This window comes from Bradyrhizobium sp. JYMT SZCCT0180 (genome assembly GCF_018130165.1).
Taxonomy (GTDB): domain Bacteria; phylum Pseudomonadota; class Alphaproteobacteria; order Rhizobiales; family Xanthobacteraceae; genus Bradyrhizobium.
Genome location: NZ_JAFCLZ010000015.1, coordinates 62,231 through 84,527, shown reverse-complemented (window position 1 = coordinate 84,527; position 22,297 = coordinate 62,231). Strand labels below are relative to the sequence as shown.

The 22,297-nt window shown below is 62.4% G+C and carries 21 protein-coding genes and 1 tRNA gene; 4 read left to right on the top strand and 18 right to left on the bottom strand.

What is annotated here, in order from left to right:
* Positions 1-107: 107 nt before the first annotated feature.
* The 8 genes from rpoB to secE form a co-directional block, all read right to left on the bottom strand.
* The gene (gene rpoB, locus JQ641_RS22305) at positions 108-4,226 is read right to left on the bottom strand and encodes a DNA-directed RNA polymerase subunit beta (protein WP_192733877.1); all 4,119 of its coding nucleotides are present in this window, start codon (positions 4,224-4,226) and stop codon (positions 108-110) included.
* 457 nt (positions 4,227-4,683) lie between these two features.
* A complete protein-coding gene (gene rplL, locus JQ641_RS22300) occupies positions 4,684-5,061 on the bottom strand; it encodes a 50S ribosomal protein L7/L12 (protein ID WP_192733878.1) in 378 nt (125 codons plus the stop codon).
* 52 nt (positions 5,062-5,113) lie between these two features.
* Positions 5,114-5,632, bottom strand: a complete 519-nt coding sequence (rplJ, locus tag JQ641_RS22295) for a 50S ribosomal protein L10 (protein ID WP_211998079.1) — start codon at positions 5,630-5,632, stop codon at positions 5,114-5,116.
* Between the two features lie 594 nt (positions 5,633-6,226).
* On the bottom strand, positions 6,227-7,180 hold the full coding sequence (locus JQ641_RS22290) for a 2-hydroxyacid dehydrogenase (RefSeq protein WP_211998078.1): 954 nt from the start codon (positions 7,178-7,180) through the stop codon (positions 6,227-6,229).
* An 84-nt stretch (positions 7,181-7,264) separates the two neighbouring features.
* Positions 7,265-7,957 carry a 50S ribosomal protein L1 gene (gene rplA, locus JQ641_RS22285; protein ID WP_192733881.1) on the bottom strand — a complete coding sequence of 231 codons (693 nt, stop codon included), beginning with the start codon at positions 7,955-7,957 and terminating at the stop codon, positions 7,265-7,267.
* Positions 7,958-7,963: 6 nt separating this feature from the next.
* Complete coding sequence (rplK, locus tag JQ641_RS22280) at positions 7,964-8,392, bottom strand: 50S ribosomal protein L11 (protein ID WP_192733882.1); 429 nt, start codon at positions 8,390-8,392, stop codon at positions 7,964-7,966.
* A gap of 137 nt (positions 8,393-8,529) precedes the next feature.
* Positions 8,530-9,060: a transcription termination/antitermination protein NusG gene (nusG, locus tag JQ641_RS22275; RefSeq protein WP_211998187.1), complete on the bottom strand. Its 531-nt coding sequence runs from the start codon at positions 9,058-9,060 to the stop codon at positions 8,530-8,532.
* A gap of 20 nt (positions 9,061-9,080) precedes the next feature.
* A complete protein-coding gene (gene secE / locus JQ641_RS22270) occupies positions 9,081-9,272 on the bottom strand; it encodes a preprotein translocase subunit SecE (RefSeq protein WP_211998077.1) in 192 nt (63 codons plus the stop codon).
* 370 nt (positions 9,273-9,642) lie between these two features.
* Here secE and JQ641_RS22265 point away from each other — a divergent pair, with 370 nt between their 5' ends.
* Positions 9,643-9,837: a hypothetical protein gene (locus JQ641_RS22265; RefSeq protein ID WP_211998076.1), complete on the top strand. Its 195-nt coding sequence runs from the start codon at positions 9,643-9,645 to the stop codon at positions 9,835-9,837.
* 56 nt (positions 9,838-9,893) lie between these two features.
* On the opposite strand, the gene JQ641_RS22260 is transcribed toward JQ641_RS22265, so the two are convergent.
* A tRNA-Trp gene (locus JQ641_RS22260) sits at positions 9,894-9,969 on the bottom strand.
* 176 nt (positions 9,970-10,145) lie between these two features.
* Here JQ641_RS22260 and JQ641_RS22255 point away from each other — a divergent pair.
* Positions 10,146-11,369 (top strand): serine hydrolase domain-containing protein, encoded by a 1,224-nt coding sequence (locus JQ641_RS22255; protein ID WP_211998075.1) that lies wholly within the window; start codon positions 10,146-10,148, stop codon positions 11,367-11,369.
* Between the two features lie 161 nt (positions 11,370-11,530).
* On the opposite strand, the gene JQ641_RS22250 is transcribed toward JQ641_RS22255, so the two are convergent.
* A complete protein-coding gene (locus tag JQ641_RS22250) occupies positions 11,531-12,298 on the bottom strand; it encodes an SDR family NAD(P)-dependent oxidoreductase (protein ID WP_211998074.1) in 768 nt (255 codons plus the stop codon).
* An 87-nt stretch (positions 12,299-12,385) separates the two neighbouring features.
* The gene (locus JQ641_RS22245; RefSeq protein ID WP_211998073.1) at positions 12,386-13,096 is read right to left on the bottom strand and encodes a histidine phosphatase family protein; all 711 of its coding nucleotides are present in this window, start codon (positions 13,094-13,096) and stop codon (positions 12,386-12,388) included.
* A 161-nt stretch (positions 13,097-13,257) separates the two neighbouring features.
* On the opposite strand from JQ641_RS22245, the gene JQ641_RS22240 reads away from it, so the two are divergent.
* Entirely contained in the window at positions 13,258-14,043 is a 786-nt protein-coding gene (locus JQ641_RS22240) for an SDR family NAD(P)-dependent oxidoreductase (RefSeq protein WP_211998072.1), read from the top strand.
* Between the two features lie 642 nt (positions 14,044-14,685).
* Here JQ641_RS22240 and JQ641_RS22235 read toward each other — a convergent pair.
* From JQ641_RS22235 to JQ641_RS22220, 4 genes are all read right to left on the bottom strand, one after another.
* Positions 14,686-15,039 (bottom strand): NIPSNAP family protein, encoded by a 354-nt coding sequence (locus JQ641_RS22235; RefSeq protein ID WP_211998071.1) that lies wholly within the window; start codon positions 15,037-15,039, stop codon positions 14,686-14,688.
* A 94-nt stretch (positions 15,040-15,133) separates the two neighbouring features.
* On the bottom strand, positions 15,134-16,045 hold the full coding sequence (locus JQ641_RS22230) for a DMT family transporter (RefSeq protein WP_211998070.1): 912 nt from the start codon (positions 16,043-16,045) through the stop codon (positions 15,134-15,136).
* 243 nt (positions 16,046-16,288) lie between these two features.
* Complete coding sequence (locus JQ641_RS22225) at positions 16,289-17,347, bottom strand: phosphotransferase family protein (protein ID WP_211998069.1); 1,059 nt, start codon at positions 17,345-17,347, stop codon at positions 16,289-16,291.
* Positions 17,348-17,570: 223 nt separating this feature from the next.
* Positions 17,571-18,803 carry an acyl-CoA dehydrogenase family protein gene (locus tag JQ641_RS22220; RefSeq protein ID WP_211998068.1) on the bottom strand — a complete coding sequence of 411 codons (1,233 nt, stop codon included), beginning with the start codon at positions 18,801-18,803 and terminating at the stop codon, positions 17,571-17,573.
* A 183-nt stretch (positions 18,804-18,986) separates the two neighbouring features.
* Here JQ641_RS22220 and JQ641_RS22215 point away from each other — a divergent pair, with 183 nt between their 5' ends.
* Positions 18,987-19,679 carry a TetR/AcrR family transcriptional regulator gene (locus JQ641_RS22215; protein WP_192733893.1) on the top strand — a complete coding sequence of 231 codons (693 nt, stop codon included), beginning with the start codon at positions 18,987-18,989 and terminating at the stop codon, positions 19,677-19,679.
* Position 19,680: 1 nt separating this feature from the next.
* Here JQ641_RS22215 and JQ641_RS22210 read toward each other — a convergent pair whose 3' ends face one another.
* From JQ641_RS22210 to JQ641_RS22200, 3 genes are all read right to left on the bottom strand, one after another.
* Entirely contained in the window at positions 19,681-20,076 is a 396-nt protein-coding gene (locus JQ641_RS22210) for a RidA family protein (RefSeq protein ID WP_211998067.1), read from the bottom strand.
* Between the two features lie 92 nt (positions 20,077-20,168).
* Positions 20,169-21,395, bottom strand: coding sequence for a CaiB/BaiF CoA transferase family protein (locus JQ641_RS22205; RefSeq protein ID WP_211998066.1), 1,227 nt, complete (start codon positions 21,393-21,395; stop codon positions 20,169-20,171).
* A 146-nt stretch (positions 21,396-21,541) separates the two neighbouring features.
* Positions 21,542-22,291, bottom strand: a complete 750-nt coding sequence (locus JQ641_RS22200) for an NUDIX hydrolase (protein ID WP_249150605.1) — start codon at positions 22,289-22,291, stop codon at positions 21,542-21,544.
* Positions 22,292-22,297 lie beyond the last annotated feature (6 nt).

Sequence of the window (22,297 nt, the reverse complement as noted above, 5' to 3'; positions counted from 1 at the left end):
TTTGTCAGCGCGCGCCCTGCTCAACGTCCGAGCGGAGTGCGAATGCCCGGCACATCTGAGCGAAGACCTGGCTTCGCCCGCATGCGCCGGACATGAATTCGTAAGCGTTACTCTGCCGCCTCGGACGTTGTGGCCGGGCCGATCTTGGAATTGTGCAGGTCGACGTTGAGGCCGAGCGAGCGCATTTCCTTGACCAGCACGTTGAACGATTCCGGGATACCCGCCTCGAACGTGTCATCGCCGCGTACGATCGCCTCGTACACCTTGGTACGGCCGGCGACGTCGTCCGACTTCACGGTCAGCATTTCCTGCAGCGTGTAGGCGGCGCCGTACGCTTCGAGCGCCCAGACCTCCATTTCGCCGAAACGCTGGCCACCGAACTGCGCCTTGCCGCCCAGCGGCTGCTGGGTAACGAGCGAGTACGGTCCGATCGAACGCGCGTGGATCTTGTCGTCCACGAGATGGTGCAGCTTGAGCATGTAGATGTAGCCCACCGTCACCTTGCGGTCGAAGGCGTCGCCGGTCCGGCCGTCATAGACGGTCGACTGGCCCGAGGCGTCGAAGCCCGCGAGCTTCAGCATCTCCTCGATGTCGGCTTCCTTGGCGCCGTCGAACACCGGCGTTGCGATCGGCACGCCGTGGCTCAGGTTCTTGCCAAGCTCCATCAACTCGCCATCGTTCATCGTCTTGATGGTTTCATCGTCGCCATAGATCTTCTTCAGGGTCTCGCGCAGCGGCTTGAGATCCTGCTTCTGATAATAGCTGTCGATGGTCTGGCCGATGCGCTTGCCGAGGCCGGCGCAGGCCCAGCCGAGATGCGTCTCCAGAATCTGACCGACGTTCATGCGCGAGGGCACGCCCAGCGGATTGAGCACGATGTCGGCATGGGTGCCGTCCTCGAGGAACGGCATGTCCTCGATCGGAACGATCTTGGACACCACGCCCTTGTTGCCGTGACGGCCGGCCATCTTGTCGCCGGGCTGGATCTTGCGCTTCACCGCGACGAAGACCTTGACCATCTTCATCACGCCGGGCGGCAATTCGTCGCCACGCTGCAGCTTCTCGACCTTGTCGAGGAAGCGCTGTTCAAGGCCCTTCTTCGATTCGTCGTACTGCTTCCGCATCGCCTCGATTTCAGCCATCAGCTTGTCGTTGGGCGACGCGAACAGCCACCACTGCGAGCGCGGATGCTCGTCGAGCACCGCACGGGTGATCTTGGTGTCCTTCTTGAAGCCCTTCGGACCGGCGATGCCCTGGCGGTTTTCCAGAAGCTCCGCCAGACGGCCGTAGACGTTACGGTCGAGAATCGCCTGCTCGTCGTCGCGGTCCTTGGCCAGACGCTCGATCTCTTCCCGTTCGATCGCCAGCGCACGCTCGTCCTTGTCGACGCCGTGACGGTTGAACACGCGCACTTCGACGATCGTGCCCTGCACGCCCGGGGGCACGCGGAGCGAGGTGTCGCGAACGTCGGACGCCTTTTCGCCGAAGATGGCGCGCAGCAGCTTTTCTTCCGGCGTCATCGGGCTTTCGCCCTTCGGCGTGATCTTGCCGACCAGGATGTCGCCGGCGCGGACTTCGGCGCCGATGTAGACGATACCGGCTTCGTCGAGGTTCTTCAGCGCTTCTTCCGAAACGTTCGGAATGTCGCGGGTGATTTCCTCCGGACCAAGCTTGGTGTCGCGGGCCATCACCTCGAATTCCTCGATGTGGATCGAGGTGAAGACGTCGTCCTTCACGATCCGCTCGGAGAGCAGGATCGAGTCTTCGAAGTTGTAGCCATTCCACGGCATGAACGCGACCAGCACGTTGCGGCCGAGCGCGAGTTCGCCGAGATCGGTCGAGGGACCGTCGGCGATGATGTCGCCCTTCTTGACGATATCGCCGACCTTCACCAGCGGACGCTGGTTGATGCAGGTCGACTGGTTGGAGCGCTGGTACTTCATCAGCCGGTAGATATCGACGCCCGACTTGGTGGGATCGAGATCCTCGGTGGCGCGGATAACGACGCGGGTGGCGTCGATCTGGTCGATCACGCCGGAACGGCGGGCCGCGATCGCAGCACCGGAGTCACGCGCAACCACGCCTTCCATGCCGGTGCCGACGAACGGCGCCTCGGCGCGAACCAGCGGCACCGCCTGGCGCTGCATGTTCGAGCCCATCAGCGCGCGGTTGGCGTCGTCGTTCTCGAGGAACGGGATCAGGGCCGCGGCAACCGAAACCAGCTGTTTCGGCGACACGTCCATGTAGTCGACCTTGTCCGGCGTGATCGGCAGCACTTCGCCGGCGTGCCGGCAGATGATCAGGTCTTCGGTGAAGCGGCCCTTGGCGTCGAGCGGCACGTTGGCTTGCGCGACGCGATAACGGCCCTCTTCCATCGCCGAGAGGTACACGACCTCCTCGGTGACGCGGCCGTCCTTGACCTTGCGGTAAGGCGTTTCGACGAAGCCGTACTTGTTGACGCGCGCAAAGGTCGCCAGCGAGTTGATCAGACCGATGTTCGGGCCTTCCGGCGTCTCAATCGGGCAGATACGGCCGTAATGCGTCGGATGCACGTCGCGCACTTCGAAGCCGGCGCGCTCGCGGGTCAGACCGCCCGGTCCAAGCGCCGAGAGACGGCGCTTGTGGGTGATCTCCGACAGCGGGTTGGTCTGGTCCATGAACTGCGACAGCTGCGAGGAGCCGAAGAACTCGCGCACCGCGGCAGCCGCCGGCTTGGCGTTGATCAGGTCCTGCGGCATCACGGTGTCGATATCGACACTGGACATGCGCTCCTTGATCGCGCGCTCCATGCGCAGGAGGCCGATGCGGTACTGGTTTTCCATCAATTCGCCGACCGAACGCACCCGGCGGTTGCCGAGATGGTCGATGTCGTCGATCTCGCCCTTGCCGTCGCGCAGGTCGACCAGCGTCTTGATGACGGCCAGGATGTCTTCCTTGCGCAGCGTGCGGTGGGTGTCGGGCGCGTCGAGCTCGAGGCGCATGTTCATCTTGACGCGGCCGACCGCGGACAGGTCGTAGCGCTCACTGTCGAAGAACAGCGACTGGAACATGGTCTGCGCCGAGTCGATGGTCGGCGGCTCGCCGGGACGCATCACGCGGTAGATGTCGAACAGCGCGTCTTCACGCGTCATGTTCTTGTCGGCGTGCAGCGTGTTGCGGATGTAGGCGCCGACATTGACGTGGTCGATGTCGAGCAGCGGCAGTTCCTTGTAGCCCTGCTCGTTGAGCGCCTTCAGCGACTTCTCGGTCAGTTCCTCGCCGGCTTCGGCGTAGATTTCACCGGTCTTCGGATTGACGAGGTCTTCGGCCAGATAGTTGCCGATCAGCTCTTCGTCCGACAGACGGAGCGCCTTGAGGCCCTTTTCCTGCATCTGGCGCGCGCTGCGCACGGTCAGCTTCTTGCCGGCCTCGAGCACGACCTTGCCGGTGTCGGCGTCGATCAGGTCGTTGATGGTCGAGTAGCCACGGAAACGGGTGGCGTCGAACGGCACGCGCCAGCCTTCCTTGGCGCGCTTGTAATTGATCTTCTTGTAGAAGGTGGACAGGATCGTCTCGCCGTCGAGACCAAGCGCATACATCAGCGAGGTCACGGGGATCTTGCGGCGGCGATCGATGCGCGCGAACACGATGTCCTTGGCGTCGAACTCGATGTCCAGCCAGGAACCGCGGTACGGAATCACGCGAGCGGCAAACAGCAGCTTGCCGGACGAATGGGTCTTGCCCTTGTCGTGGTCGAAGAACACGCCCGGGGAGCGGTGCATCTGGGAGACGATGACGCGCTCGGTGCCGTTGACGACGAAGGTGCCGTTCATGGTCATGAGCGGGATATCGCCCATGTAGACGTCCTGCTCCTTGATGTCCTTGACCGACTTGGCGCCGGTTTCCTCGTCGATATCGAACACGATCAGGCGCAGCGTCACCTTCAGCGGCGCCGCATAGGTCATGCCGCGCTGACGGCACTCGTCGACGTCGTATTTCGGCGGCTCGAATTCATAGCGGACGAACTCCAGCATCGAGGTGCCGGAGAAATCCGAGATCGGGAACACCGAACGGAAGACCGCCTGCAGGCCCTCGTCCAGACGGCCGCCGACCGGCTCATCGACCATCAGGAACTGGTCATAGGACGCCTTCTGAACCTCGATGAGGTTCGGCATCTCGGCGACTTCCTTGATGTGTCCAAAAAACTTGCGGATGCGTTTGCGACCGGTGAATGTCTGCTGCGCCATCGTGGCCTCTCATTTTCGTCGCCCTTGATGGACGAACCTTCCGAAGCGCGACTGCCATCGCCCCCGGGTTGAATTTTCGAATCGCTTCGCCGGAACCAAGCCCAAATTCAGGAATTAAGTCCCAAATCCGTTCTCCAGACCTTCAAAACGCAAAACGACGCGCAAGGCGCATGACTGCACCTCGCCCGTCCAACCATCGCTTCACGGACTGAAAAAGCCCGAAATTTGACTGTCTCCCAACGGCTTACGCCGAGAACCCTGCCGTTCCCGCCGCCTACCGTATTTTCCTGCTGCCAGCCCGATATGGGATGACAATAGTGGAGATTCGAGGGTTAACCCCGCGAATCCCCACACATTTTTGTGTACGCCGTGCGTCCGGTTGTCCCATAGCACGACTTTTGCATCGATTCCGGGTGCAGCTGCGCCCCGCCCGGGACCTTGTCCCAAGTAACTTGCGTTACTTGAGTTCAACCTTGGCGCCGGCCTTTTCGAGCTGGGCCTTGATCTTCTCGGCTTCGTCCTTGTTGACGCCTTCCTTGACCGGCTTCGGCGCGCCTTCGACGAGGTCCTTGGCTTCCTTGAGGCCCAGGCCGGTGATGGCGCGGACTTCCTTGATGACTTCGATCTTCTTCTCGCCGGCGGCGGCGAGCACGACCGTGAAGTCGGTCTTTTCTTCAGCGGGAGCGGCGGCAGCGCCACCACCGGCCGGACCGGCAACCGCAACGGCGGCAGCGGCGGACACGCCCCACTTTTCTTCAAGGAGCTTTGCGAGCTCGGCAGCTTCGAGCACGGTCAGGCTCGAGAGGTCGTCGACGATTTTCTGTAAGTCAGCCATTGATCTGTTTCCTTAAACGTATTGGTTCGAACCAGGTTTGATTTGCGAAGGGTCAGGCCGCTTCGCTCTTTGAGGCATAGGCCTGGACGACGCGAGCGAGCTTGGCCGCGGGCGCAGTCGAGAGCTGAGCGATCTTGGTCGCCGGCGCCACTAGGAGGCCGACAAGCTTTGCGCGCAGTTCATCGAGTGACGGCAGCGAGGCAAGAGCCTTCACGCCGTTAACATCCAGGACGGTTTTACCCATCGAGCCGCCGAGAATGACGAACTGCTCGTTCGTCTTGGCGAATTCGATGGCAACCTTCGGCGCCGCTACCGGATCGTCTGAAGTGGCGATCACGGTCGGTCCCTTCAGCAGGGAACCGATGGCAACGACATCCGTGCCTTCAAGAGCAATTTTGGCGAGACGGTTCTTCGAGACCTTCACCGACGCACCCGCCTGCTTCATCTGCATGCGCAGCTTCTGCATCTGGGCCACGGTGAGGCCGGAATAGTGGGCGACGACTGCAACGCTGGTGGTCTTGAAGACCCCGTTCAGCGCCTCAACCGCGTCCTTTTTTGCCGCTCTTTCCACAGCAAGCTCTCTCCGGTTGGCGGCCTTCGCGTGAGGCGAGACCGCCGGGTTGCACCCACCGTCTCACCCAAAACCTGACCTCAAGACACCAGTCCTTCGGACACGTCGGGCAAGACGACATTGAAAAGCCTGCCCTCCCGAACCAGATGGCGCGGGGTGTCGAGGTTCGAACCAAATCGGCCCACACGCCGCATGACGCGACGCGAAGCAAAATCCGGTCTTCACCCGTCTGTGCAGGCTATGCGATTAAGCCGTTGAAGAGACTTGCATCTCAACTTGGGCGCCTGCAGTCTTGGACAGGATCGAGGTTATCCGGCAAGCCGGACGCCCCCTGCCGCATTCCAGCCTGACGATGAGTTTTCCTTCCTTTCGAGCAATCCATGGCGGATGTCCTGAAAGGAATGATCTCCTACCGTATCGGGTTTTCGGAATGCGAGCACAGACGTGCCAGCAACGGCCAGCACGCCCGGAAGCCGTTCTTTACCGATTCTCGCCCGTCTTGCCAAGGGCAAAATTCAGGCCGCTGCCACAAATGGGGAAACGCCCCTTCCCGGCACAGTTCCCGTCCGTCCAGGCGTTGCCAGCGGCTGGCAATCAACCGAGCTTGACCGCGTAAGGCAGCAACTTGCCGGCGAAATAGGCCTCGAGATTGGCCATCACACAGTCCTGCATCGCCACATGCGATTCCAGCGTGTGGCCGCCGATATGCGGAGACAGCACGACGTTCGGCAGTGCCGTCAGCGCGTCCGGCGCGTGCGGCTCCCTGGCGTAGACGTCGAGGCCGGCGCCGGCGATGGTCTGGTCGGTCAGCGCCGCGACCAGCGCCTGCTGATCGATCACCGAACCCCGCGCGATGTTGACGACGTAGCCGTCCTTGCCCAGCCTGTTCAGGATATTGGCATCGACCGCATGGTGGGTGTCGCTGCCGGCACGAACGGCGATCATGAGCACGCTGCACCATTCCGCGAGCGCCTCGAGCGTCGGAAAATATCGATACGGCACGTCGTGCTGGCTGCGGCTGAAATAGCCCACTTCGGTCTCGAAGGCTGCGACACGCGCGGCGATCTTGCGGCCGATCTCCCCCATGCCGTAGACGCCGATCCTGCGGCCGGGCATGCCGGCTTGTGGACGCATCATCGGCGACGGTTTTGCGCCGGCCCAGCTTCCGCTGCGCACGTAATCGTCGGCCGCCAGCAAGCGCCGGGTCGCGGCCAGCATCAGCGTCACCGCAATGTCGGCCACGGAAGTGGCATTCGCACCCGGGCTGTGGCCGAGCACAATCTTGCGCTTGGCGACCGCTGCGAGATCGACGCCGTCATACCCGGTGCCGTAACAGACGATGGCGGCCAGTTTCGGCATCTGGTCCATCGTGTTGGCGCTGAGCGGTGTCCCGCCTGCCGTGATCATCGCGCGAATACCGGAGAGCTGTTCGGCCGAGAACGTCTCGTTCGGCGGCTTGCCCGCGGCATCCAGCAATTCGTAGCGCTCACCGATCCGCACCATCAGGGCTTTCGGGAAGCGCGAATAGACCAGGACCTTCTCGGGCATGTTGTTGTTCTTTCCCTGTCGCAAAGCAAAGGGCGGAACCGGTCACCCGATTCCGCCCTGTTTTCTCATCCGTGCCCCAAGACCTTAACCGAGCAGCGTGCCCGGCTCGACCTTGACGCCCGGGCCCATGGTGGAGGAGACCGCCACGCGCTGGATATAGGTGCCCTTGGAGCCGGCGGGTTTCGCCTTGGAGACCGCATCCGCGAGCGCCTTGACGTTCTGCACCAGCTTTTCTTCGGTGAACGAGGCCTTGCCGATGCCGGCCTGCACGATGCCGGCCTTCTCGACGCGGAACTCGACCGAGCCGCCCTTGGCGCCCTTCACGGCGGTGGCGACGTCCATCGTCACGGTGCCGATCTTCGGGTTCGGCATCATGCCGCGCGGGCCGAGCACCTTACCGAGGCGGCCGACCAGCGGCATCATGTCGGGGGTGGCGATACAACGATCGAAGTCGATCGCACCGCCCTGCACCTTCTCGACCAGGTCTTCGGCGCCGACGACGTCAGCACCCGCAGCCTTGGCTTCTTCCGCCTTGGCGCCGCGCGCGAACACGCCGACGCGCAGCGTGCGGCCGGTGCCGTTCGGCAGGGTCACCACGCCGCGAACCATCTGGTCGGCGTGACGCGGATCGACGCCGAGATTGATCGCGATCTCGATCGTCTCGTCGAACTTCGACTTGGCGCGTTCCTTGACCATCTTGATGGCGTCCGCGAGCGGATAGAGCTTCTCGCGGTCGACGCCCTCGCGGGCCTTCTTCAAACGTTTTCCGATTGCCATGGTCCGTTACCCCGCAACTTCCAGACCCATCGAACGGGCGGAGCCCTCGACCATCTTCATGGCCGACTCGACGGAATCGCAATTGAGATCCTTCATCTTCTTCTCGGCGATCTCGCGCACCTGCGCTTTGGTCACCGAGCCTGCCTTGTCGCGGCCCGGGGCTTTCGAACCGGACTGGATCTTGGCGGCCTGCTTGAGGAAGAAGGACATCGGCGGGGTCTTCATCTCGAAGGTGAACGAACGATCGGCGTAGATCGTGATCACCACCGGAATCGGAGTGTTCTTTTCTTCCTTCTGCGTCTGGGCGTTGAACGCCTTGCAGAATTCCATGATGTTGAGACCGCGCTGACCAAGCGCGGGACCGATCGGGGGCGAAGGATTCGCAGCACCCGCCGGCACCTGCAATTTCAGGTATCCGGTCACTTTCTTTGCCATACGTCACTCCTCATGTTGCTCCGGATCATCCGGAAGCTTCACAGGACCGTGGTGCGGTTCAACGGATGACTGGCGATCACCCATCTCCTCCCACGGCACTTTTCCCTCTCCCCGCATGCGGGAAGAGGTCAAGACGATCAGACCTTCTCGACCTGACCGAATTCCAGTTCGACGGGCGTCGCGCGGCCGAAGATCGACACTGCGACCTTCACGCGGCTGCGTGCCTCGTCAATTTCCTCGACCACGCCGGAGAACGACGCGAACGGCCCATCGGCCACGCGGACATTCTCGCCGATTTCGAACGACACCGACGCCTTGGGACGTTCGACGCCTTCCTGCACCTGGTGCAGGATCCGCATCGCCTCGGACTCCGAGATCGGCATCGGCTTGTTTTCGGCGCCCAGGAAGCCGGTCACCTTGGGCGTGTTCTTGATGAGATGGAACGCCTCGTCGGTCAGCTTCATCTTCACCAGCACGTAGCCGGGGAAGAACTTGCGCTCGGCGTCGATCTTGCGGCCGCGGCGCACCTCGGTGACCTTTTCGGTCGGCACCAGCACCAGTTCGAACAGGTCCTCGAGCCCGCGCTGCTTGGACTGTTCGCGGATCGATTCCGCGACCTTCTTCTCGAAGTTCGAATACGCGTGAACAATGTACCAGCGCTTGTCCATCGTTTGGGTTCCGGTGCTCATCAGTGGACGCCCAGCAGGAAGGTAATGAGATAGCGGATGATCATATCCGCAGCGAAGAAGAAGATCGAAGACAGCGCCACCATGATGAACACCATGATGGTGGTGATGGTCACTTCGCGCCGGGTCGGCCAGGTGACCTTGGCGGTCTCCGAACGCACTTCCTGCAGGAACTTGAACGGGCTGATAGCCATCGTTGGGTACCGCGTCCTTTGAGACGAATTTCTGAATTTAAGCGAATCCGAACAGCCCTCTAGCGCCCAGCCCTCTCTCGAAGGATGAGCCGCCAAGCGGGCTCGATTGTTCGGGGGATTTCAAAGCCGCGCCGGATATCCGCATAACGGGCCGGCAGCAGGTGGCGGGTATCTACTGCCAGTCGGGCAAAAGGTCAAGGTATGCGCCGGCCGCGGAAGGCCCCGGGCCGGCGGAAACGCCTCGGCCGGACCGAAGGCCGTTGGTTAACCGCAGGTAGCGGGCGCCCGTCAAATCCGAATCAGCGGGCGATCGGGTTCTTAAAGGCTCCCCGCCATCCTGACCGTCCCCTTGATGGACCATGAGGTGACGATGTCGCTGCTCAGCCAACCCCAGACCGGCCAGGACGGACCTGCAGGTGACATCGCCTGGAGCGTTCTCGATGCGGCCAACGATCTCGGCGACATCGTCACCATCGATGCCTGCCGGCGCGTGATCGACGCGAATCTGCGCGGCGTGGCGCCCGCGACTTCGGACATGGCTGTTGTCGTGGGGTTCTTCGGTTAGTTCCGGACGGCGGCAGGAAACCCACCCAAGCCTTTGATCTAAGTCCTTGATTTAGCTGGCAGGGGCGGCAGGGCTCGAACCTGCGACAACCGGTTTTGGAGACCGGTACTCTACCAACTGAGCTACACCCCTACGCAAACCATGCGTCGCCGCCGGTTTCGGCCCGTTTCAAGCATAGGCGATGCCCCGATTGCAAGGGCGAAGCCGCGAGCAGCCCTCTGGAAATCGGTAACCGCCCTGTTCAAGTCAAGGGTTCTGCGCCAAACTTGCTCCCACAACAACAAGAGCCAAGAGCAATGGGAGAGACCATGAACGCGCAGACCGCCCCTAAGCACACCGCCGCCCCGCAGACCCCGTCCCTCCCCCACGCCAAGCCGGAACAGATCGGGTTGTCCACCGCCCGCCTGCAACGCATGTCGGACGCCTTCAAGCGCGAGGTCGACAAGGGAACCCTGCCGGGTGCGACCGTGCTGGTGGCCCGCCGCGGCCAGATCGGCTGGTTCGACGCGATCGGCCGGCAGGCGCCCGCTTCTTCCGCGCCGATGGCGAAGGACAGCATCTTCCGCATCTTCTCGATGACCAAGCCGATCGTCTCCATCGGCATCATGATGCTGATCGAGGACGGCCACTTCCTGCTCAGCGATCCCGTCGCGAAATTCATCCCGGAATTCGCCGGTCAGAAGGTCGGCGTCGAGCACAACGGCCAGCTCGAGCTGGTGCCGCTGAAGCGGCAGATGACGGTGCAGGACCTGCTGCGCCACACTTCCGGTATCACTTACGACCATACCGGCAACGGACTGGTGCAACAGCTCTATCAGCAATCGCGGCTGCGCAGCCGCAAGATCACCAATGCCGAACATGCGGTGATGGTCGCGAGCATGCCGCTGATCTGCCAGCCCGGGGCGGAATGGAATTACAGCCGCTCCACCGACATCCTCGGCCGCATCATCGAAGTCGTCTCCGGCAAGTCGCTCGGCGCCTTCCTGACCGAACGGATCCTGGCGCCGCTGCAGATGGCCGAGACCGCGTTCCACACCGCGGAGGAAAATGCCGGCCGGCTGGCCGAGGCGTTCCCGACCGATCCCTGGAACGGCGACAAGGTCCAGCTCTTCAACATGCTCGAGAAGCCGGTGATGGAATCCGGCGGCGGCGGGCTGGTCTCGACCACGATGGACTATGCCCGCTTCAGCCAGATGCTGCTGAGCGGCGGCACGCTGGATGGCGTCAGGATCGTCAGCCGCAAGACGCTGGAACTGATGGCGTCCGATCACCTCGCTCCGTCAGTCAAGGTCAACTCGCCCCTGATGCCGGCCGGTCACGGCTTTGGCCTCGGCTTCGCCGTCCGCACCCATGACGGCATGGCGCCGTTCCCGGGCTCGCGCGGCAACTTCTTCTGGAGCGGGATGGCCGGGACGTTCTTCTGGATCGATCCGAAGGAGGACCTGTTCGCGGTGTTCATGATGCAGGGCCCGGGCCAGCGGGAATACATCCGCACGATGTTGCGGAACCTGGTGTACGCGGCGGTGGAGTGACGATTGCTGTCGTCACCCGCCCTAGTGCGCAATTGCGCACGGGGGGCGGGTGACCCAGTACGCTGCGGCTTCTCGGCTGAATCACTCACGCCTCTGGAATACTGGATCACCCGCTTTCGCGGGTGATGACAGTTGAGTGCGTGGCATGCCCAGCTTCGATCTCAACTAATCGTAGCTCCGCCATCGATCACGATGGTCTGGCCGGTCATGAAGTCGCCGGCGGCCGATCCCATGAAGACGGCGGCGCCGGCGATCTCGTCGGGGGTGCCGATGCGGAGCAGCGGCGAGCGCGCGGTCGAGGCTTTCAGGGTATCGGGATTGTCCCACAGCGCCTTGGCAAAATCGGTCTTGATCAGGCCGGGCGCGATGCAGTTCACACGGATGTTGTGCTTGCCGTATTCGCAGGCGAGGTTGCGCGCGAGCTGCATGTCGGCGGCCTTCGAGATCGCGTAGGCGCCGAGCACGGTCGAACCCTTCAGACCGCCGATCGAAGACACGATGATGATCGAGCCGTCCTTGCGCTCGATCATCTGCGGCACGACCATGTTGATCAGCCAGTTGTTGGCGACGATGTTGTTGTCCAGGATCTTGCGGAACTGATCGTCGGAGATGCCGCCGAGCGGACCATAGTAAGGGTTGGACGCGGCGTTGCAGACCAGCACGTCGATCTTGCCGAAGGCGCGGTTGGATTCATCGACGAGGTTTTGCAGGTTTTCCTTGCTCGAAATATTCGCCGCGATCGAGACCGCCGTGCCCTTGCCGAATTTCTCGTTGATCGATTTGGTGACCTGGTCGCAGACATCCTGCTTGCGCGAGGAGATCACGACCTTGGCGCCGTGCTCGGCCATCCGCTCGGCGATGGCAAGGCCGATGCCGCGCGTGGAGCCGGTGATGACGGCGACTTTGCCCTTCATGTCGAACAAGCTCATGTCTCTCTCCCAGTTGTTGATCCGGCATTACACCGGTTGTCGTTTTTCAGATTCAAACTAAGCAGCCTTTGCGGTGTTCGACAACGCTCAAGCAAGCTTCGTCGCGGGCGGAACGACCTCCGGCCCCGCCGGCTGATGCATCGCATTGTGCGAAGGGTCGGCGATCCATGGCTGCTGGTTGACCATCGGAAGCCGCCAGATCGAATGGCTTCCAGTTGCGATGTGATCGAGCCGCGTCACCGATACATTGTCGACATCAAAGGCGAGGCCCTTGTCGGGTTGACCGCCCAACGCAAGACCAATGGCGGCCTTGATGGTTCCGCCATGCGCGGCGACGATGACGTCCTTGCCCGCCTGCTCCTTCGTGATGCGCTCGATCGCGCCGCGGACGCGGTAATAGAGGTCCATAAAACTCTCACCGCCGGGCGCGGGTTCGTCGATCGCCGCGAACCAGTGACTGCCGGCGGGTTGCCTCGCCAGAAACGCCGCGCGATTCATGCCCTGCCATTCGCCGAGATGCTGTTCGGCAAACGCCTTCTCGTGCGGCATGTCAGCGGGCTTGGGAAAGCCGGCAGCCCAGATCGCGGCTGCGGTCTGATGCGTGCGCTTCAGATTGCTTGCATACCAGACCGCATTGCGCGGCAGGATTTTTCCGACCGCGTCGAACACCACGCGATCGCTGGTGTCGCAACCCAGATCCTTCTGCCCGTAGATGCAGCCGCCGTCCTCGCGGACCGGCGCATGCCGCACCCACCACCAGCGCGTCGTGACCTCATTCGGTTTGCCTGGATTGGACATCGCCAAAGCCCTTCAATAGTGTTTGCAATAGCATTCGATGACGCTGTACGTCAGAGCACGCACCGCCTCAAGTCACTTCGACGTTCTTGAGCGTTTGAAAACTTGTTTGAAATTCCGCAAGGCGGCAGACGCCGACCTTGTATACTCCAGGGAGAAACTTCATGGGCCGCCTCGAAGGCAAATCCGTCATCATCACCGGCGCAGGCAGCGGCATCGGACGCGCAGCCTCCTTGTTGTTCACCAGGGAAGGCGCAAAGCTGATTGCGGTCGATCACAGCGAAGCGGCGAAGGAAACCGCAAAGCTCGTCAGTGACGCCGGCGGCATTGTCGAAGCCGTGATGGCGGATGCGGGATCGGAAGCCGACGTGAAGGCCTTCATCGACAAGGCGGTCTCGAAATACGGCAAGCTCGATGCGATCTGGGCCAATGCCGGCGTCAGCGGCGGGCTGGTTCCGATTCCCGAACAGACGGTGGAGCATTGGCAGGAGGTGCTGCGCATCAACCTGATCGGACCGTTCCTTGCGATCAAGCATTCGATGCCGCACATGATCAGGCAGAAGTCGGGCTCGATCGTCTGCACCGCTTCCGTCGCAGGTCTCAAGGCCGGCGCCAGCGGACATCCCTATGGCGCGAGCAAGGCCGGCGTCATCAGCCTGGTCCAGACCACGGCCTATTCGCTGTCCGGCACCGGCGTGCGCATCAATGCGGTGTGCCCGGGGCTGATCGAAACGGGAATGACAAAACCGGTGTTCGATCGCGCCAAGGAGCGCGGCACGCAGGACAAGATCGGACAACTCAATCCGCTGAAGCGCGCCGGCCAGCCGCATGAACTCGCGGCGATGGGACTGTTCCTTGCGAGTGATGACGCGTCCTACGTCAACGGCCAGGCGATCCCGGTCGACGGCGGCTTGACGGCCTCGATGCCGTATACGGGGAAGCCGGTTTAAATCTCGTGCCCCGGACGCTGCGCAGCGCGCCGCACTTGCGGCGTGGTGCGCTGCTGAGCCGGGGCCCATCGCTCCACTTGCGCAAGTGGGTGGGTCCCGGCTCTGCGGAGCAGCGCTGCGCGCTGCACCGCGTCCGGGACACGTAGAAGATTTTCGCACGTTCAAATTCATTTCGACGTGACTTTAAATTCTCGCGACGCATTGCGCCCGAGCTTTGCCAGCAACTTCCCGCCCTCAAATGAGAGGGCGCAGGGAAGACCGGGTGCGCGCTGCACCCGCGGTCCCGTGTGCGGTTTGCACTAAGTAGGCTGCACACGAGCATACAGGGCAGCGGAGAACACCCGGCCTTCCCTGCGCAATGGCTTTACGGCTTATGCCGTGATCTCCCCGGAGACGAGTTCTTGGTTGACTCCGTCACCACCGGTTCAGCTTGCGCTTAGCCGACAGCTTGACGCCAGCAACGGGCGCCAGGACCACACGGTTTTGCCGTACGCTTAATCCACGCCGTCGTCAGACGTGAACCAGCGTCCACCGCATCCCGCCGCGCGTTCGTGACGTGCGCACGCCCCTCTTGTCGGGCGGGACGCGACAATTCAAACCGCTGATTTGCCCGACGAGGAAAGCGGAATTTTGCCCGTCGGGTTAATTTGTCGCAGACAGCAAACTCCCTTTCACCGGCGAATAATCCACCGGCGCCAGCAAGCGATCCTCGATCTGCCCGACCATCAGTCCGTGCTCCGCATGCGTCACGCGCTTGATTTCAGACCATTCGGTGTCCGCCATGAAGGCCGACCATGCCGCAGTCTTGGTCGCCTCGTCGGGCCATTCCAGCAGATAGGCGAATTCGGTTCTGTCACCGAATTTGGTTTCCCACATCGCGACGATGCGAAAGCCGTATTTGGTACGCATGATACGCGCCGCGTGATCGCGAAACCGGTTATGGAACGTGGCCTTGTTCCGTTCGAAGATCTCATAGATGCGAAGTTGCTGGATCATGATCTGATCTCCTCTTGCGCGGGAGATATGATCGCGCTGCTGCCTGTCAATTGCCGGAGCATCCCGCGATCGGTTCCATCGAACAACGCGACGATCACAACCCGTCGGGCGGAATGCCTGACGTGCTGGCCGCCACCGGCCGGGCGCGGACGCGCTCGCGATAGAACGCGTAGAGTCCGGACGAGACGATGATCGAGGCGCCGAGCAACATCATGGCATCAGGCTTGTCGCCGAACATGAAATAGCCGAGCAGCATGGCCCACAGCAGCGCGGAATAGCGGAACGGCGCTACCGCCGAGATATCGCCCGATCGCAGCGCCACGATCATGCATTGATAGCCGATCAGCACCAGCACCGCCGCCAGCGCCAGCATGCCCAGCGCGTGACTGGACGGCGGCGTCCAGCCGCCGAGCGGAAACAGGATGACCGCGCCCGCCGAAGTGACCGTCACCGTCATCAACAGCGTGATGAACAGCGAGGGGATTTGCGCGGGTATTTTCTTGGTGGAGAGATCGCGCAGGGCGCAGAACGCCACCGAGACCAACGCCAGCAGCGAAAACTGGTTGAAGCCGGCAATTCCCGGCCGCACGATGATGAGCATGCCGACAAAACCGGCCGCGATCGCCAGCCAGCGCCGCCAGCCGACCGGCTCGCGAAACACCAGCGCCGCGCCGAGCGTGATGGCGAGAGGCAAGGCCTGAAAGATCGCCGAAGTATTGGCCAGCGGCAGGTGCGTGAGCGCCGCCATGAACGATATCGTGCCGCCGACCTCGCCGATGACGCGCAGCGCGACCGGCGCGGTCATCACCGTGCGCAGGGGGCGCAACGCACGCTGATGGAACGCGAGCGCTGCGACCAGCACGATCGCGAACAGGCCACGCACCAGCATCACCTGGCCGAAATTGATTTCCGCCGACACCGCCTTGGTGATGGAGTCGTTGATCGTGAAAGCGGCCATGGCGGTGGCCATGATCAGGCTGCCGCGGATATTTGGGGAGAGAGCCAAGTGGAATTCCAGTGAACCGTGGATCGTAGGGTGGGCAAAGCGTGTCCAGGCTTTGTCATCGTCCGCGAAGGCGGACGATCCAGTATTCCAGAGACGCCAGCGATAAATCGAGAAGCCGCGGCGTACTGGATACCCCGCATGCGCGGGGTATGACGAGTTACGGCGCTAAAGCGCCTTTGCCCACCCTACGGTTGCAATGAATGAAACATGGCGCGATCCGGATGGACCGCGCCATGTTGCAAATTATTTCGCGCCGGCCTTCTGCGCGTATTCCCAGGAGGCCTGCGACAGCGGCACCGTGCGCTTCGCCGACTCGATGGCCTTGGCGTTGGCCGCGGTGCCGTCGCGGATCCGGCCCGCAATACCCTGCGTGATGCCCGCAAGGCGGAACAGATTGTAGGAGAAATACCAGTTCAGGTCGGGGACCTCGGTACCGGTCACGTTGCAGTAGATCTGCGCGGCCGCTTCCATGCTCGGGATGTTCAGCGCCTTCAGATCGGCGTTGGCGAGGCCCGGCATGGTCCATTGCATCAACAGGTAAGTGAAGTCGGCCATGGGATCGCCGAGCGTCGACAATTCCCAGTCCAGCACCGCTTGCACGCGCGGCTCGGTGGCGTGGAAGATCATATTGTCGAGGCGATAGTCGCCATGGACGATGGAAACGCGCTTCTGCTCCGGCACCGTCTTCGGCAGCCATTCGGCGAGCTTTTCGAATTCCGGAATGTGCTGGGTCTCGGAGGCGCGGTATTGTTTGGTCCAGCGATCGACCTGCCGCGCAAAATAATTGCCGGGCTTGCCGAAATCGCCGAGGCCGATGGCCTGCGGATCGAACAGATGCAGTTTTGCAAGTGTCTCGATCTTGCTGGTGAAAATCTTGTAGCGATCTTCCGGCGTCTGGCTCGGCAGCGTCGGATCCCACAGCACCCGCCCCTCTTCCATCGACATGATGTAGAAGGCCGAGCCGATCACGCCGTCGTCGGTGCAGAGCGCATAGGCCTTTGCAACCGGAAATCCCTGCTTGCTGAGCGCGGCGATGACGCGGAATTCGCGATCCACCGCATGCGCCGACGGCAGCAATTTGCCGAACGGCCTGCGCCGCATCACATAGGATCGCCCGGGCGTATCGAGCCGGTAGGTCGGGTTGGACTGGCCGCCCTTGAACTGCAGGACGGTCAGTGGTCCCTGATAGCCTTCAACGTTTTCGCGCATCCACGCATCGAGGCGCTTTTCATCGATGCGATGACGCTCCTCGACTTCCTTGGTGCCTGAAAACTCTTCGTCTTTCCTGACGCCGTCCGCCACGATGACGCTCCCTTGAATGGTTCTTGGGGAACGCCATCAGGCGTTCCCTTTGGTTCATCCGTCACACCCTCATGGTGAGGACGCCACCGGGTCCGCGCAAAGCGCGGCCCGATGATAAACTCCACGCGCGTCTCGAACCATGAGGCCCCACCGTGGCCTACATCCTTCGAGACGCCCTGCGGGCTCCTCAGGATGAGGTTCAGGCAGTGATCACGCAGCAAGATCAGTGCGACGTGTTTGCATACTTCCGAAGTTCAAGTCTGGCAATGGCGCGATTGTGCACCTCGTCCGGACCGTCGGCCAGGCGGAGCGTACGGATATGGGCATAATCCTTCGCCAGGCCGGCTTCGTCGGAGACGCCGGCGCCGCCGTAGGACTGGATGGCGTTGTCGATGATCTTCAAGGCCATGTTGGGCGCGGTGACCTTGATCATTGCGATCTCGGCCTGTGCGGTCTTGTTGCCGACCTTGTCCATCATGTCGGCAGCCTTGAGGCACAGCAGGCGATTCATCTCGATGTCGGCGCGCGCTTCGCCGATACGCTGTTCCCACACCGAGTGCTCGATGATCTTCTTGCCGAACGCAGTGCGCGAGGCCAGCCGCTTCACCATCTTCTCAAGCGCTTCCTCGGCCTTGCCGATGGTGCGCATGCAGTGATGGATGCGGCCCGGACCAAGACGGCCCTGCGCGATCTCGAAGCCGCGGCCCTCGCCGAGCAGGATGTTTTCCGCAGGAACCCGGACGTTCTCCAGCAGCACCTGGGCGTGGCCGTGCGGCGCATCGTCATAGCCGAACACCGGAAGCATTTTCTCGACCTTGATGCCGGGGGTATCGAGCGGAACCAGGATCTGCGACTGCGCCTTGTGTTTCGCCTCGTTCGGATCGGTCTTGCCCATCAGGATCGCGATCTTGCAGCGGGGGTCGCCGACGCCTGACGACCACCATTTGCGGCCGTTGATGACGTAGTGGTCGCCATCCTTTTCGATGCGCGTTTCGATGTTGGTCGCGTCCGACGACGCCACCGCGGGCTCGGTCATCAGGAAGGCGGAACGGATTTCACCGTCCATCAGCGGCCGCAGCCACTTCCGCTTCTGCTCCTTGGTGCCGTAGCGGATGAACACTTCCATGTTACCGGTATCCGGGGCGGAACAATTGAACACTTCCGATGCCCAGGAGATGCGGCCCATCTCTTCCGACAGCAACGCATATTCGAGGTTGGTCAATCCCGCGCCGCGGAATTCGTCATCCTCATGCGCGTTCGGCGGCATGAACATGTTCCAGAGGCCTTCGGCCCTGGCCTTCTTCTTCAGATCCTCGAGGACCGGGATCACCTTCCAGCGCGGTCCCTCTGCATCCTGCTTGTCGTAGATCGGCACTGCGGGCCGAACATGCGTTTTCATGAACGAACGAACGCGGTTGAGCCATTCGGTCTGGCGTTCTGACATATTGAAGTCCATGGGACGCTCCCTTCCTTGGATATTCGCTGGCTTTTGAAACCTTTGGCGGCACTGTCTGCCCGCCCCTCGTGCGCCGCAAGAGATTTGCTGATGCACGAACCGAGGTGGATTGACATTCGCCGCCCTTCAAACGATAGTTTCATACACGCGTTTGAAATGCAACTCCCCAACAGGGGACCAGATATGGCGTCCGATCATACCCGCTCCGCCATTCTCGCCGCCGCCGAACGGCTTTACGCCGATCGCGGTTTTGGCGACGTGACGCTGCGCGACATCGTTGCCGAGGCGAACGTCAATCTCGCCGCGGTGAACTATCATTTCGGTTCGAAGGACGAGTTGATCGCGGAATTGTTCGTGACCCGCAGCCTCGCCACCAACCGCGAGCGGCTCAACGAACTGAAGGCGGCCGAGGAAGCCGGCGGCGGCCGCGCCTCGATCGAGGCCATCATGCACGCGCTGGTCGGCCCCACCTTGCGCGGCTGCCTCGGCCCGGACCGCGAAGGCTCGACCGCGGCACGGTTCATGATCCGCGCCTCGATCGAGTCAGTACCGCCGATCCGCCGCATCAAGAATCGCGAGGTCGATCATCTGCGGAAATTCGTCGCCGCAATGCGCCGCTCCCTGCCCGGCCGCGACGACGCCGAGCTCTATTGGGGCCTGCATTTTGCGCTCGCGATGTCGCACCACACGATCCGCGAAAAGGAACGGCTGACGAAACTGTCGGAAGGCCAATGCGACCTCAACGACGTGAATGCGATCGTCGAACGCGTGGTCACGGTGTCGGTAATGGCGCTGACGGGCGGCGAGCCCGCGAAGAAGGCGCCAGCCCGGTCCATGGCGCCGCCGTATGGCCGGCTGACGCGGCAGGATTTGTGAACTACATCATCGCCACGCAATCGATCTCGATGTCGAACGGCCCGGTCCATTCGGGGATGCAAACGAAGATGCGGGCCGGCGGGTCCTCTGGAAAGTAGCGCCGGTAGACCGAGTTGACGGCCGCAAAGTGCCTGGCCGAGGTGCAGTAGATGTTGCACTTCATCACATTGTCCAGCGATGCGCCCGCGGCCTCCAGACAGCGTTTCATCTGCTCGAGCACGAGTTCGGTCTGGCGCTCGATCGGAACGCTGAGGATTTCGCCGGTCTGCGGATCGAATGGCGGCAGGCCCGAGACAAAGATCATGTTGCCGGCGCGCGTCACCGGCGATCCCGGAGGCGCTCCCCACTTCTCGAGAAAAGAGGAGATCGGTTCGACGCGGAGCGCTTCCCGTTTCATGGCATCACCTTCGACTGGCGGATCGACGGCGCAAGACTAACGCCTTCCGCCGCGATCATGCTTCGAAGGTGATCGAAATGTCGATGCCTGGCCTAGACGATCTTCTGCGCCTTCAACGCCTCGACCTTGGCCTCGTCATAGCCGATCGTCGCCAGCACTTCCCTGGTGTGTGCGCCGAGCAGCGGCGGCGCGCGATACTCCTTCACCGGCGTGCCGGAGAACGAGATGGCGTTGCGGATCAGCGACAGTTCCGGCTCGAAGGGATGCTCAACCTTGACCCGCATGCCGCGCGACTGGACGTGCGGATCTGAAAACACCTGCTCGAAATTGTTGATCGGACCGGAGGGCACGCCGGCCTTCTCCAATTCGTCCAGCCAGTACGCCACCGGCTTCTTCAGGAACAGTCCGGCGAAGATCGCCATGATCTCCTTGCCGTGCACGACGCGGTCGTTGTTCTTGAGGAATTTTGGATCGGTCGCGAGCTCGGGAGCGCCCAGCACGGCGCAGGTGCGCGCGAACTGGCCGTCATTGCCGACCACCAGCATCAATTCGCCATCGGTGGCGCGGAACACGCCGGCCGGCATGCCGCCATTGCCCCAGGTGCCGCGCCGCGGCGGCGTCACGCCGTTGACGAGATAGATCTGCAACCAATGCGACAGCGAGGCGATCACGGTGTCGAACAGGCAGACGTCGACATGCTGCCCCTCCCCGCCATTGACCTTGCGGTGAAACAGCGCCGAGAGAATGCCAATGGACGTGTTCATGCCGGTCATGTAGTCGACGATCGACGGGCCGACCTTCATCGGACCTTCGCCGGGTTCGCCATCGATATGGCCGGTGACGCTCATCAGGCCGCCCATCGCCTGCAAAATCGCGTCGTAGCCGGCGCGCGGCGCGTAAGGTCCGGTCTGGCCGAAACCGGTCACCGAGCAATAGATGATGCCGGGATTAATCGCCTTGATCGATTCATAGTCGAGCCGGTAGCGCTTGAGATCGCCGACCTTGTAATTCTCCATCATCACGTCGCAGGATTTTGCCAGCTCGCGGATGATGTCCTGACCTTCCGGCGAGGCGATGTTGACCGTGACCGACTTCTTGTTGCGGTTGGCGCACAGATAGAACGAGTTGTTGTTGTTGGCCTTGCCCTCGGGGTCCTGCAGATAAGGCGGGCCGAAGGCGCGGGCATCGTCGCCGCCGCCGGGACGCTCGATCTTGATCACCTCGGCGCCGAGATCGCCCAGCATCTGCGCCGACAAGGGCCCCGCCAGCACCCGCGTCAGGTCGAGAATCTTGATGCCTTTGAGTGGCAGAGCCGACATGAAACTTCCTCCGAAACTTTTGATTTGGTGGCGCCGGAATGTCCCCCCGGCGCGCGATGCCCAGCCGATACACTATTTTGCGGCCATGAGCCCTGCATTCGCGGCATGCAGGTATCCGCCTGCGGCTGACGGCCTGCCGAAACGCCTCAGCCGGGCGCGTTGAACGTGCGCGCAAAGAACACCGGGGACCTTGCCTTCTTCAGCCGGTAAAGCTGTGCCGGCCGGTTCGGCCCCTTGCGCATTTTGGCGACCGGCTCGATCAGGTCCGCCGCCAGCATCCGGGTGCGGAAGGCGCTTTTCTCCAGCGGGCGGTCGAGCACGATCTCGTAGACGCGCTGCAGGTCCGGCAGCGTGAATTCCGGCGGCATCAGATAGGCCGGCAGCGAGGTGTACTCGACCTTGTTGCGCAGGCGCTGGACCGCCGCCTCCAGAATGTCGGCGTGGTCGAAGGCAAGCCTGACCTTTGGCTTGCCTGAACCAACGGCAAACCACCGCGCGTCGGCGGCGCCGGGGCCGCTCGCGGGCAAATCGGGCATCAGCGCGAAATAGGCGTGGGTCGCCGACCAGCCGCGGGGATCGCGGCCGGCGCTGCCCCAACTCCCCAATTGTTCAAGGTAGGGACTGACCATGCCGGTCTTGTCCCTGAGCTTGCGGACCGCACAGGCCTCGAGGTCGCGGTCCTTCTCGATGTCCACGAAGCCGCCCGGTAACGCCCAGGAATCCGGAAACGGCTCGCCCTCATTTGCCGGGCGCTGGACCAGCAGGACCTGAAGCGCATCGTCGCGCACGGCGAAAATGACGACATCGACCGTCGTCAGCGGCCGCGGAAAATCCAGCCCTCCCGGGTTGCCTGGTTTTGGTCCCCGTCCCTGTTCCATGCCCGAATCCGTGTCCATGAACCT

Coding starts and splice junctions, on each gene's coding strand:
- secE (WP_211998077.1), bottom strand. CDS start 9,272: ATGGCTATCAGCCCGTTCAAGTTCCTGCAGGAAGTGCGTTCGGAGACC.
- JQ641_RS22205 (WP_211998066.1), bottom strand. CDS start 21,395: ATGTCGGCTCTGCCACTCAAAGGCATCAAGATTCTCGACCTGACGCGG.
- JQ641_RS22220 (WP_211998068.1), bottom strand. CDS start 18,803: ATGGACTTCAATATGTCAGAACGCCAGACCGAATGGCTCAACCGCGTT.
- JQ641_RS22290 (WP_211998078.1), bottom strand. CDS start 7,180: ATGCCCGAGAAGGTCCTGGTCTATTCGCGCTTCCCGAAAGCCCTGATG.
- JQ641_RS22265 (WP_211998076.1), top strand. CDS start 9,643: ATGTCGCTGCTCAGCCAACCCCAGACCGGCCAGGACGGACCTGCAGGT.
- JQ641_RS22255 (WP_211998075.1), top strand. CDS start 10,146: ATGAACGCGCAGACCGCCCCTAAGCACACCGCCGCCCCGCAGACCCCG.
- JQ641_RS22245 (WP_211998073.1), bottom strand. CDS start 13,096: ATGTCCAATCCAGGCAAACCGAATGAGGTCACGACGCGCTGGTGGTGG.
- rplA (WP_192733881.1), bottom strand. CDS start 7,957: ATGGCAATCGGAAAACGTTTGAAGAAGGCCCGCGAGGGCGTCGACCGC.
- JQ641_RS22210 (WP_211998067.1), bottom strand. CDS start 20,076: ATGAAACGGGAAGCGCTCCGCGTCGAACCGATCTCCTCTTTTCTCGAG.
- JQ641_RS22215 (WP_192733893.1), top strand. CDS start 18,987: ATGGCGTCCGATCATACCCGCTCCGCCATTCTCGCCGCCGCCGAACGG.
- rplL (WP_192733878.1), bottom strand. CDS start 5,061: ATGGCTGACTTACAGAAAATCGTCGACGACCTCTCGAGCCTGACCGTG.
- JQ641_RS22250 (WP_211998074.1), bottom strand. CDS start 12,298: ATGAGCTTGTTCGACATGAAGGGCAAAGTCGCCGTCATCACCGGCTCC.
- rplK (WP_192733882.1), bottom strand. CDS start 8,392: ATGGCAAAGAAAGTGACCGGATACCTGAAATTGCAGGTGCCGGCGGGT.
- JQ641_RS22240 (WP_211998072.1), top strand. CDS start 13,258: ATGGGCCGCCTCGAAGGCAAATCCGTCATCATCACCGGCGCAGGCAGC.
- JQ641_RS22200 (WP_249150605.1), bottom strand. CDS start 22,291: ATGGACACGGATTCGGGCATGGAACAGGGACGGGGACCAAAACCAGGC.
- rpoB (WP_192733877.1), bottom strand. CDS start 4,226: ATGGCGCAGCAGACATTCACCGGTCGCAAACGCATCCGCAAGTTTTTT.
- JQ641_RS22235 (WP_211998071.1), bottom strand. CDS start 15,039: ATGATCCAGCAACTTCGCATCTATGAGATCTTCGAACGGAACAAGGCC.
- nusG (WP_211998187.1), bottom strand. CDS start 9,060: ATGGACAAGCGCTGGTACATTGTTCACGCGTATTCGAACTTCGAGAAG.